We start from the raw sequence: 12,045 nt of genomic DNA, 5'->3' as shown, positions 1-12,045 counted from the left end.
TTAGTCTATAGGTAACGTACTAACAAGAACTTTAGTTGAAGAAGCGTCGCTGTTCTTATTAAACGAACGGGGTGCTTTAGTTGAATAAATCCATTAGCAACAATCTTTGAGAAAACAGCCTCGGTTAAAAACTTAGGAATTCGCTTTCCGACTTTTGGTTGGATTCTATGGTTCTATTAATCGTTGCTCTGTCTCTACTTGGGTTAGGCTGGAACTTTGGTTTAACTAGTGGTACTGCACAAATAGTAGATTCGACAGAGCCTTCTACACGTGCAAAAACGCAAGGGAAAATAGATGTTTTAGTTACACTAGCAGGAGCTTCTGGTGGTGTTCTCTCAGGCATGGTAGTGGCTAATGCAAGTTATGCGGTATTATCTATAGCTGGAGGTCTATTATCCTTAGTACTTATCCCTGTTGTTATTTGGTCAAGAAAAGCTTGAAATACGTTATATGTACTAAAATTTTTAATGGTACTAAAAAAGTTTCAATGTAACAAATGTCTCATTTAGATTTACATTTACCTTTGAATTAAGAAAAAATAGAACAACTGAGAGAAATTTTGCAAGTGAAATGGATAAGAGTTTTACGGAAGCTGTAGAAACAACACTTATTGCTTTAAGACAGCGTTTTCCCAACCTGTGGATTAATGTTTCCGATTTTATTCTATTTTTTTAAAAAATAATTACAATTAAAAAACTTGAAAATTTTGGTTTGTCATGTAAATATAAGGATTGTATTTCAAAATCGAAAGGGGATTTGATATGAAAAACACAAAGCACGTTATTAATCCAAAAGGTTTTCGATTTAATGTATTAAGTTTAGCTGTGGTTTTAATGCTTACATTTTGTACATTTTTTGTAAGCGGTACTACTACTACTTTAGCTGCTACACCTGTATCTGTGCAATTAAGTGATGAGTTAACTCCAATTTCAGTTACAGGAGATATAGAGCAAATGACACCTAATTATTTTTCTTATAATAAAAACGAATCGTTTTATAAAACACAGTTATCTATTAATGGTGTGAAATATGAAAAAGGGATTGGATCGCACTCAAATAGTTCAATTAAGTATAATTTGAATGGACAGTATACTAAATTTACAGTTGATGTAGGAATAGATGATCAAGTAGCGCCGGGTTATGGTTCTGTGAATTTTGTGATAATCGCTGATGGTAAAATTTTATATATAAGTCCGGTTAAAAAATCGAACGAACCAGCTGAACATGTAGAAGTCAATATTGCAGGAAAAGATACACTTGAGTTAGTTGCGTTTGATGCTAATGATAATATTGACAATGATCATGCCAACTGGGCGGATGCCAAATTGTTTATTCAATAAAAGTCATTAGATAAAGTTATATCTTTAATAGACTAGTATGCTTAATAAAATGTGGAACATTATAATAGGATTTTTTTAAACTGAACTAATATTTATAATATTTAGTTCAGTTTTTATTTATAAGCAAAGTCTACTCTCAAATTTTAAAAGGAATACTACTGTCGCGCGCCTATCCATGTTTAGTTCTTGCTATTGAATTTTACCTTTTATTTACTTTGTTTTTCCTTTAATTTGGTTTTACTTATGTATACTGGTTAACAAGGACAACAAGGAGATACCTTTGTTCGAAATAAGCAATGAAATCGATCACTTTTCTAAGGAGGCAATTTTTTTATGAAAAATAAACTATCTGGGGTGTTAACTGCTACATTAGCGTTAACGATGAGCTTACCAACAGGGGCGATGGCGTTTTCTAGCAGTCAGACTACGGTTGTAGCTAGCCAAGAAGTAGCTAGCCAAGAACTGAAGAGGATTGCGGCAGAGAAGGCTGCGCTACTCACTAAGTCCTATGAGACGACTAGTGTGCAGTATGCGTTAATTGATAATGGCAAACTTATTTTGTCGGGTCAGACAGGCAAGAACGATATGAAAGGGAAACAGCCACTAACCAAAGATACCCTATACGGGATTGGTTCAGTCAGTAAAATGTATGCAGCTGCAGCTGTGATGAAATTGGTCGACGAAGGAAAAGTCGATTTGGATGCTCCTGTCTTCCACTATGTTCCTGATTTCAAGATGAAGGATGAACGGTATAAACGCATTACGCCACGTATGCTGTTGAACCACTCCTCCGGCTTGCAAGGTACTGGGTATGGTAACACATTTTTATTCAAAGATAATGATACCTATGCCCATGATAACTTGTTACGACAATTGTCCAATCAGCACTTGAAGGCGGATCCTGGCGCGTTCTCGGTATACTGCAACGACGGCTTTACGCTAGCCGAAATTATGGTGGAAAGAGTCAGTGGTATGAGCTTTACCGAATTTATACATCAACGGTTTACAGAACCCTTAAAGCTAAATCATACGAAAACGCCGCAGGACAAATGGAAAGACGATAAACGGGCTGGACTTTATTTTCCTACTTACCAAGGGCAGCTTCCTACTGAATCGGTGAATGTAATCGGTACAGGAGGGATCTCTTCCACAGCAGAAGATATGGTTCGATTCTCACAATTATTTATGGGGCAGGGAAAAGGAATCCTCTCTGATAAGGCAGTCAAGGCGATGGAGCAAGAGGAATATAAAAAAGGAATGTGGCCGGGGGATGGAGATAATATTTTCAACTATGGTCTTGGCTGGGATAGTGTGAAACTATATCCATTCAGTGAATATGGGATAAAGGGCTTGGCTAAAGGCGGCGACACGGGACTACAACATGCATCACTGGTCGTGCTTCCGGAACAGAAGATGGCAGTGGCTGTGCTGTCATCCGGCGGTAGCAGCAATACAAATCAACTGATGGCGACTGAATTATTGCTCGTCACGCTCAAAGAGAAGGGCATAATTAAGGATATCAAGCCGAACAAATCTTTTGGTAAGCCGGTCAAGGCCGAGATGCCTCAAGACGTAGCGAAGAAAGCGGGTTTTTACGGCAATAGTTTCAGTCATTTCAATGTAGAAATCAAGAAAAATGGGGAACTGTTCTTACCTTCTAATCCAGAAGAGAAATATGTATATACTGCGAATGGAAGCTTTATTAATGAGAAAGGTACCTCCAAACTCAACTTCGTCACAGAGAAGAATAGACGAACATATTTGAAGGAGAGCTCATTTATATCGACGCCTGGCTTAGGGCAAGCGGTGGTTACTCACTATTTAGCCGAGAAACTAGAAGACAACGTGCTAACGAAGGAAACCGCTGCCGCATGGGCGAAGCGGGAAGGCGTCAAGTTCTATCTCGTAAACGAGAAATATAGTTCTGCTCAATATCTCATACCAATGATGCTTACAAAACAAATTAATCGCAATGAAGGTCTAGAGGGCTATTGGGACGGCAGAAAAATTACAGGACCAAATACGGCTGCGCATCAGCTCCAGATCCCTGTGATGACAGGCCGTGATACGACGGAATCTCGTTTCTATACAGAAGGCGGTAATGAATATATGGAGATGTCCGGATTGTTATACGTAAGTGAAACTAACGTAAAACCGCTTGATGCAAGCAAATCATCCAAAGTTACGTTACAAACAAATGGGCATGCGAGATGGTTTACGATCCCGCAAGCGGTAGCAGGGAAAACGATGAACGTGGCGTTGCCAGAGAATAGTGCGTTCGCGGTGTATGATGAGAAGGGGGTATGCGTCAATTTTACCGTTGTGAGTGGCGATAACAAAGTAAAAATGCCGAAGGACGGTACGGTTGTATTTACTGGCGTGCCGAACTCGGAATTTGAAATCACGTTGAACTAGCAACAATTCAATTTTAAGGTTTAAATTTTAATAAAATCCATGAAAAAAAACGAGATACTTCATTTATAAATGGGGTACCTCGTTTTTTTGTTGTATCATACAAGCACTATAAAGCGGCAAAAATAGGTTATTAGCCATTAAAACAAAACAATCTAGGGATTTTTAAGATTGTATTAGAGATAATAGCGGATACATATCTAGATATTTTACATAAGTTAATTTAGATTAAAAATTTAGGTTAATAAGGGAGTGTGTGTTCATGACTCAACCATATCGGCGAAGTCCAGGTTCAACCCAACCACAGCCACGTCAAATAAGTCCAGGTTCAATACAGCCACAGCCACGTCAAATAAGTCCAGGTTCAATACAACCCTTTATAAGTCCAGGCTCGATACAACCACAACCGTACCCACCATATCCACCATATCCGCCACAGTACCCACTATATCCACCACCATACCCACCATATCCTCCACAACAAACTGGTGGATGTATTCAAAAATGGGCTAATATGAAGTTAAGAGACGGAAGAACTTTAAATGTATTTGTGACTTCTATTGATGAAAAAAGTTTAGGTGGTTTCCTTCCTAGTGGCCAACAGGTTGCAATAGATTTAAATGAAATTACATTTATGACTTGTTAAAACTTCAAATTACCTAATAAATAAAAACATCTTAGATATTTTATTATAAGCCAATAGGTAAAGTAGTATTTTAAATGCATGGGTCCCCTTAATAAAATGTTACATTATAATACATTATTTTTGTGCTGAACTAATTCAAACAAATTAGTTCAGCTTTTAATTATGAGAAAAAACGGAGAATAACCTACTGCAGCTGTAGATCCCATAGTGTTGATGCGTAGTGGTAAATCTACAGATACTGCTAGGATGGTAGGTAGAGGTCGTGTAAAAGCAGATGAAATTGATGCGGTTATCGGGAATTATATAGCACATTCTTCTTTGTTATGGCATGGATACAACTACCGATTGTGAAAATTCGCAATAAAAAAATCTTAAATACGAAACAGTTAATCTTAATCAAAATCAACGAGTAAAAAAAGGGGATAATCCATATACAACATGTTAATAACACTCATCACCGCTTGAAAGGGTGCATGGAACGATTTCAAGGCGTGGGTACGTATTATTTGGATAATTACCACTAGTAGAATCGGTGGCTTGAGTTACATAAAAACTTAGCATTTGAAAATCGGATAGAGCCGATGGTTCAATGTTCGTTAATAACAAAAAAATCCAAATGGCTACTGACTGCAAATTTTTATTGTAGAATATGCTTTTTTTAAAGAAAAGGTTAGGAACCATGTTGACAACCTAATATTTTTTTATTATCATTTAAAAAAATAAAATTCCGTATAACCCCAATAATATGGTTTGGGGGTCTCTACCAGGAACCGAAATTCCTGATTACGAAGAAAGTACAAAACTTGTATTTTCTTTGTAGTCAGGAATTTTTTTGTATTTTAATCTAAAACTTTATTTCAGGAGGACAAAAATGAACTTTTTAGCATTGCCAAAAATTGAACTTCACTGTCATTTGGATGGAAGCCTAAGGGGTGAAACTATTATCGATATTGCTCAGAAGGAAGGTATTCAGTTACCCTCTTTTGATAAGGACGAACTGCAAAAGGAGCTAATTGCTCCGTTAGAATGTGAATCCCTTGATGAGTATTTAAAAAGGTTTTCTCTTCCTAATATGGTCATGCAGTCCAAGGAGAACCTTAGAAGAATTACTTTTGAGCTATTTGAGGATGCAACAAGAGAAAATGTTAAATATTTAGAAGTTAGATTTGCCCCGTTACTTCACATATTACAAGGTCTTGATGTTGAAGAAGTTATTCAATCTGTTATAGAGGGGATGAGGGACGCTGAAAGCCGCTACGAAATAAAGGGAAATATAATCTTGTCCTGCATGAGGACAATGTCTGTAGAAAGCGCATTTGAAGTAGTTGAAAAGGGGAAAAAGTTCCTTGGAAATGGTGTAGTGGCAATTGACCTATGTGCATCCGAAGAAGAAGGCTTTTGTGAAAAATTCGTTGATCCAATCGCATTAGCTAAAAAATATGGCTACAGAGTTACTATTCATGCCGGTGAAACAGGAATTGGTAAAAACGTTTTAGATGCTGTTGAACTGCTCGGTGCTGAAAGAATAGGGCACGGAGTATTTATTAAAGATTGCGCCGAGGCTTATAAGATTGTGAAAGAAAAACAGGTAGTGCTTGAAATGTGTCCAACAAGTAATGTCCAGACGAAAGCCGTTCATAATTATTCTGAACATCCGATTTATAAGTTTCATAAAGATGGAATAAAAGTGACATTTAATACGGATAACAGAACAGTATCAGATACTACAATGGAAAAAGAAATCTATTTAGTTGACAACGAATTTAATCTAAGTGAAGAAGATTATCGACAAATTTATTTAAATAGTGTAGAAGCATCCTTTGCTGATCAAGAAACTAAAGAATGGTGCTTGGCACAATATTAAAGAGAATTGGCAACACAAACTATCCCAAAACTCGAACATATTGTTAAGGAATAAATAATTATTAATTTAAATGAAACAACATAAAGAGCTTTGCTACTTACAATTTGTAGCAAGGCTCTTATCTTTTTGAGTAAAATTAAATAACTTTTTAATTCTAATCAAAAGAGATACTAGTACATACACGGTTTATCAGAGGTTGGAATTGTTATAGGATTTCATCTAGGTTCTATGTATCTTCCGTCGCTCGTAATAGTAATTCCTGTGATAAAATCCCACGAACAACCAGGAGTATTATAAGTATTGATAATATAATAATGTCTATTCTTCACACCACCTTCCTTTTCGTCCAAACAACTTTATTCGATATGAATAAACTTAATATATGAAGAGGAGGTGAATATAAAATGGCATCATTTGAAATTGGCTCGAGAAGTCTTTTCAATTTTCGAAACGAACGATTTTTCCTATTAGTTGAAGATGAAATTACAATTCCAGAAAAAGGTGTGGAGATTGATCCAGTTAATATCTATGAGATTGACCAACAAACTTTCAATTTTATTAGAGATGAAGGAGATACACCTGTGATTCGACCGGTTATTAATCTTCCAATTGTACCACCTGGATTTGAATTAGAACGAAAATGTATTTTTACAGTTGATAATGCATACTACGTAATTTATGATTTAGAGAATGGTACTGATACCAATGTTTTATTAAGAATCGGTGCAGCTTTATTTAACTCCTTGAGAAATTCAGGTGTTCGTGAATGTATTCCTCAAGATTTCATTAACTAATTGTTATTGCTTTTTTTATGTATGGGTATGAAAAACAAGCGTCCAATTTTATTGGGTGCTTGTTTTTTTTGTGTGCGCCCGGCATCCGAATCTAATAGAGTTCTAGGAATCATTCGATACCAAGTCCTTTCTGTCCAAGGTCATTTCGAATAAATGAGGCGGGTAGAAGGTGCGAAAGTGCATGCGCTTAACCTGGGAGGTCTGATGGAAGCGTGAAGTACTCTTCCTAACCATTAGAAGTTATTCTCAAGACCTTTTTCAATGAAATTATAGCTACAGGCAAGAGATTACTAAAAGTGTCACAGCAGATTATTATCTGGATATTTTGGACATAACGATGTACCTCTAATTTTTTAAGTATTTTTTGTAAAAATTAAATTCATTTTATCTATATCTCATTTTGATACAATGAATTTAAAAGAAATGCATAGAGAAATTTATGAATTGAAAAGTATAGAAATAAAAAATAATGTAATTATAAGAGAAAGATTGGAGCAAATAATGCAAAAAACAATTTTAATTGTAGAAGACGAAGATATTTTACGTGAAATCGTTAAAGATTATTTATTAAATGAAGGTTATGATGTGTTAGAAGCAGCAGATGGAAAAGAAGCTTTAACGATATTTGAAGAACACGAAGTACATTTAATTATTTTAGATATTATGTTGCCAGAGTTAGATGGATGGTCTGTTTGTAGAAGGATTCGTAAAACTTCTAATGTACCCATCATTATGTTGACAGCTCGTGTAGATGAGGATGATACATTACTTGGTTTTGAGCTAGGGGCAGATGATTATGTTACGAAGCCCTATAGTCCACCAATTTTATTAGCAAGAGCGAAACGATTAATTGAAAGTCGATATTCTTCAGCAAATGAATCAAATGAAGATACATTATCCAGTAGTGGCATCTATGTACATTTTCCCTCACGTACAGTAACTGTAGATGGAGAAACTATTACACTAACACATACCGAATTTGAAATATTAACGTATTTAATGCAAAATCAAGGGATTATTATTACGAGAGAACAATTAATAATTAAAATTTGGGGTTATGAATTTGCTGGGGATGATCGTACAGTCAACAGTCATATCCGTAATTTGCGTCATAAATTAGGACATAAAGCAACTTGTATTGTAACTGTTGTCAGGGCTGGATATAAATTTGAGGGGAATGTATGAAAAAAGGAATTGTATTCAAATTATTTTTGCTAACAACAGCATTATGTACACTTATTTTAGTTACTATTTTTATTGGACAAACCCTTTTTTTTAAGCAATATTATGCGAATAGAAAGGTCAATGAAATCAAAACAAGTATTGAGTCTTTTGAAAAAGCATATGTAAAGGCCGAGAATGATTCAAAAACAATTCAAGCGTTGGAACAAAATTTTTACCAAGAAAATACATCATGGATTACAACATTAGATAGTATAGGAAATATTAAAACTGCAAATGATTTTTCTTTAGAAATACAATTAGATCCTTCTAAAAACAAGAATTTTTCTAATCGTGTCATTCATATCCCATTGTATAGTTTTATCGATATAGAAGATATACATCGAACGGCTTTTCTTTTAGAGCAGGGTAATCGAATTACTATTGATGGCGTACAAAAAGGTGAAACAATTGTTCCAGCAATTTTAACAGTTGAAAATAATAATGTTGCTCTAGAAAATAAGCAACTATCAGAAATGTTATATGGAAAACAAACTGCAGAACCTACACCAAAAACAGACTCACAAATATATGTAGTAGGTAGTATTAAGAAAGTACAACTACCACTACCACAGGGAATTGTAGGAACAAATTTTATTTATGCCAATCGTGTGTTGATTAACAGGATAAAACAATTTCAAGTGAATTTAATTATGAATGACAATCATACTAAGTTTGATTCTAAAGAAATAATGGATTATGAAGAGAATGGTGTTAAATATAAAATAATCATTAAACCGATAAAAGATTCGAATGGTAATATAAATTATATTTTTGCTATGACATCATTACAACCAGTTGATGAAGCTGTACAGATGATACAAGATTATTATGTATATTTAATTATATTTGTATTGCTTCTTATTGTTTTAGTATCATTCTACTACTCCAAAAAAATTGCTAAACCATTGTTACAAATAAATAATACGACAAAAAAAATTGCGGATTTAGATTTTTCGGAAATGATACCTATTACTACGAATGACGAAATTGGCAATTTATCGCACAATATTAATACGCTTTCAAAAACTTTGCATTCGTATATTATTCAGCTACAGGAAGATATTGAGAAAGAAAAACAATTAGAAAATACGCGTAAAGAGTTTATTGCTGGTGTTTCACATGAATTAAAAACGCCTTTAAGTATCATGAAAAGCTGTATTTCAATTTTGGAAGACGGAGTCGCTAGCAATAAAAAAGATTATTACTTTAAGGCAATGTCAAAAGAAGTAGAAAAGATGGATACGCTTATCATTGATATGCTGGAGCTAGCAAAATTTGAGTCCGGTACGTATAAAATGGAAATGGATGTATTCTATATTGATGAGATTATAGAGTATGTATACGAGCAAGTAGCTTTAGACATAACTAATAAGCAATTGCATGTCCATAAATATCTTTCTAAAATTGAAGTAGTTGCAAATCACAATAGAATTGAACAGGTAATTACGAACTTTATTACCAATGCTATTCGTTATACGCCAGAAAAAGAAAATATTATTATTTCAACTATTGAAGAAGAAGAACGCGTAAAGGTATGTGTAGAAAACAAAGGGGCACATATTGCTCCAGAACATTTAGAGAAAATATGGGGTCGTTTTTATAGGGGTGATACTTCCCGTCAACGTTCCAAAGGTGGGACAGGATTAGGGCTTGCTATTTCTAAAAATATTTTAGAATTACATGGCGTACAATATGGTGTATCAAATACTAAAGATGGCGTATTATTTTACTTCTATTTAAATAAAAACGTGTAGATTTAAGTTCTACACGTTTTTAATTTTAAACAAAATCGATCTTATCTGCATTTTATCTTTATCAGTATTCATTAATATTTTCATTAGAAAATGAGTTGAAAGCTGATAGGAGATAGTTGAAATGAACAAAAGAGCGATATTGTTTTTAATGATTATGTTAATAGTAGGCACAGGCTTTAGTTTAGTAGGTGCTAAAGGACAGAAAAATATATCACAAGAGGATTTCCGCTTGAGTGGAAAAACGATTGTCATTGATCCTGGGCATGGTGGAAGAGATAGAGGGACTACAGGAAAGCTCCTAGGAACAATTGAAAAAGACCTAAATTTAAAAGTAGCTCAAAATATAAAAAAAGAGATAGAAGATAGAACGGATGCAAAAGTTATTTTAACACGTGAAGAGGATACTAGTTTACTTCCAGAAACTGATCAAAAAGAAGTATTACAAGCACGTGTCAAAGTAGCGAAAGACCATTCAGCGGATCTATATATTAGCATTCATCATGATGCTTTTGAGGATACAAATGTTAAAGGAATAACAACTCATTATGGAGTTAATAAAAGAAAAGACAAGCAATTAGCTGAAATCGTACAAAGATCTATTTTTAGTAAAAAGATAGATACTCGTGATAGAGGTGTCCAAGGTAGTGATTTTCTTGTTTTAAGGGAAAACTCTTCGCCAGCAATTTTAATTGAGTTAGGATTTACATCGAATGAGGATGATGAAAGAAGAATGAATTCAGCAGAATTCCAAGCTAAAACACAACAAGGTATTGTTGATGGCATTATTGAGTATTTTACTAGTTAACAAAAAATAAATTGAAAATACAATTCTTTCTATTACTTAATCAGAGGGAATTGTATTTTTGTATGTTGAATTTACTAACGGGACTCTTAGTAAGATGTTTGTTTTTCATTTAACGATAAAAATCAATATAAAGTATTAAAAGCTTTACATTGACATCACGTAAAGGACTAAGCTATCAGAAAAGGAGGAGATAATGTGGAAATAATAAAAATCAACTTAATCAATAGCTTAGTATTCTATGATAAGTGTTTAGTAGGAAATGGTAATGAAGATTCATTCCGATATGAATTGATGCAACCAATGAAAACAATGTGGGATTATCTAAATGTACCGTTAAAAGCAACACAATCTAATGGATACGATATTGTAATGGCATCAGAGATGTTAGGGATTTGGACTCCAAGAAAATCTATTCAACAGGTTAAGGATAATTTGCCAGAACTTATAGAGTCAAAGATTTTTGAAACTATCAGGAAGTAATTTCAAAAGGAATTGATGAATTTGAAAAGATAGGTTATTCTATTCCGCTAGAAGAAATCGTCGTAAATATTCTTTTAGGGGATGAAGATAGTCAAGAAATGAAAGTAAATAAAGGATATTCAGGTTTTGGTGGTATACCAGGATATATTATACTAATGGTTGTTCCAAATGACTTTAATAAGAAACGATTAAAATCAGCTTTAGCACACGAGTTTAATCATAATGTTCGTTTTACATTTGAACCATTTAATCATGGTGACGTGACTGTAGAAGAATATTTAGTATTGGAAGGTTTAGCCGAATGTTTTGCTGAAGAAATGTATGGGAAAGAATTGATAGGACCTTGGATTGTAGATTTTGATAAAGAAGAGATGGAATACTCAGTCGAAGTGATAAAAGAAGGACGGAAGACGAAAGGTTTTGGAGAAGTTTCAGCTTATATGTTTGGTGATGAGGTTGCTAAGAAACAAGGGTGCAGTCCTGTTGGTTTATCAGCGAATGCAGGTTATACGATTGGTTACCACTTGATTAAGCAATACTTAGCCAACAGTAGCAAGAGTATTGCCGAAGCGACACTGACTCCTACTGAAGAAATAATAAGAGTCTCTAAATTTTTCGATTGATAATTTTTAAGTTTGACGTTAACTTCATTTATAACTCATACAATGAATTGTTAAGTTAACGGGCAACGCGCTTTACTTCAATGAGGAGTAGAGCCTTTTTCTA

The 12,045-nt window shown here is 34.3% G+C and carries 10 protein-coding genes, 2 pseudogenes and 1 riboswitch; all 12 genes and pseudogenes read left to right on the top strand.

Annotated elements, in window-relative coordinates:
- Positions 1–161 precede the first annotated feature (161 nt).
- Positions 162–440 (top strand): annotated as a pseudogene (locus AC3WSO_RS14585) (MFS transporter); the annotation flags it as partial.
- Between the two features lie 321 nt (positions 441–761).
- Positions 762–1,340 (top strand): NPCBM/NEW2 domain-containing protein, encoded by a 579-nt coding sequence (locus tag AC3WSO_RS14580; RefSeq protein ID WP_492531759.1) that lies wholly within the window; start codon positions 762–764, stop codon positions 1,338–1,340.
- Positions 1,341–1,673: 333 nt separating this feature from the next.
- Positions 1,674–3,755, top strand: a complete 2,082-nt coding sequence (locus AC3WSO_RS14575) for a serine hydrolase domain-containing protein (protein WP_492531757.1) — start codon at positions 1,674–1,676, stop codon at positions 3,753–3,755.
- Positions 3,756–4,014: 259 nt separating this feature from the next.
- Positions 4,015–4,398 (top strand): hypothetical protein, encoded by a 384-nt coding sequence (locus AC3WSO_RS14570; RefSeq protein ID WP_492531755.1) that lies wholly within the window; start codon positions 4,015–4,017, stop codon positions 4,396–4,398.
- Positions 4,399–4,647: 249 nt separating this feature from the next.
- Positions 4,648–4,916, top strand: a pseudogene (locus AC3WSO_RS14565) (IS1595 family transposase); the annotation flags it as partial.
- 189 nt (positions 4,917–5,105) lie between these two features.
- Positions 5,106–5,204, top strand: a riboswitch (purine riboswitch).
- 65 nt (positions 5,205–5,269) lie between these two features.
- A complete protein-coding gene (gene add, locus AC3WSO_RS14560) occupies positions 5,270–6,262 on the top strand; it encodes an adenosine deaminase (RefSeq protein ID WP_492531753.1) in 993 nt (330 codons plus the stop codon).
- Positions 6,263–6,666: 404 nt separating this feature from the next.
- Positions 6,667–7,056, top strand: a complete 390-nt coding sequence (locus AC3WSO_RS14555; RefSeq protein WP_492531751.1) for a spore coat protein — start codon at positions 6,667–6,669, stop codon at positions 7,054–7,056.
- A 501-nt stretch (positions 7,057–7,557) separates the two neighbouring features.
- Positions 7,558–8,241, top strand: a complete 684-nt coding sequence (locus AC3WSO_RS14550; protein WP_492531749.1) for a response regulator transcription factor — start codon at positions 7,558–7,560, stop codon at positions 8,239–8,241.
- Positions 8,238–10,034 (top strand): sensor histidine kinase, encoded by a 1,797-nt coding sequence (locus AC3WSO_RS14545; RefSeq protein ID WP_492531747.1) that lies wholly within the window; start codon positions 8,238–8,240, stop codon positions 10,032–10,034. The genes AC3WSO_RS14550 and AC3WSO_RS14545 overlap by 4 nt, the downstream gene beginning before the upstream one ends.
- 121 nt (positions 10,035–10,155) lie before the next feature.
- Positions 10,156–10,839: an N-acetylmuramoyl-L-alanine amidase family protein gene (locus AC3WSO_RS14540; RefSeq protein WP_492531745.1), complete on the top strand. Its 684-nt coding sequence runs from the start codon at positions 10,156–10,158 to the stop codon at positions 10,837–10,839.
- Between the two features lie 195 nt (positions 10,840–11,034).
- The gene (locus AC3WSO_RS14535; RefSeq protein WP_492531743.1) at positions 11,035–11,319 is read left to right on the top strand and encodes a hypothetical protein; all 285 of its coding nucleotides are present in this window, start codon (positions 11,035–11,037) and stop codon (positions 11,317–11,319) included.
- Entirely contained in the window at positions 11,319–11,942 is a 624-nt protein-coding gene (locus AC3WSO_RS14530; RefSeq protein WP_492534372.1) for a DUF2268 domain-containing putative Zn-dependent protease, read from the top strand. Before AC3WSO_RS14535 ends, AC3WSO_RS14530 begins: the two co-directional genes overlap by 1 nt.
- Positions 11,943–12,045 lie beyond the last annotated feature (103 nt).

This window comes from Lysinibacillus sp. EB106-09-02-XG168 (assembly GCF_058791475.1).
This window is presented reverse-complemented; position numbering and strand designations above follow the sequence as displayed.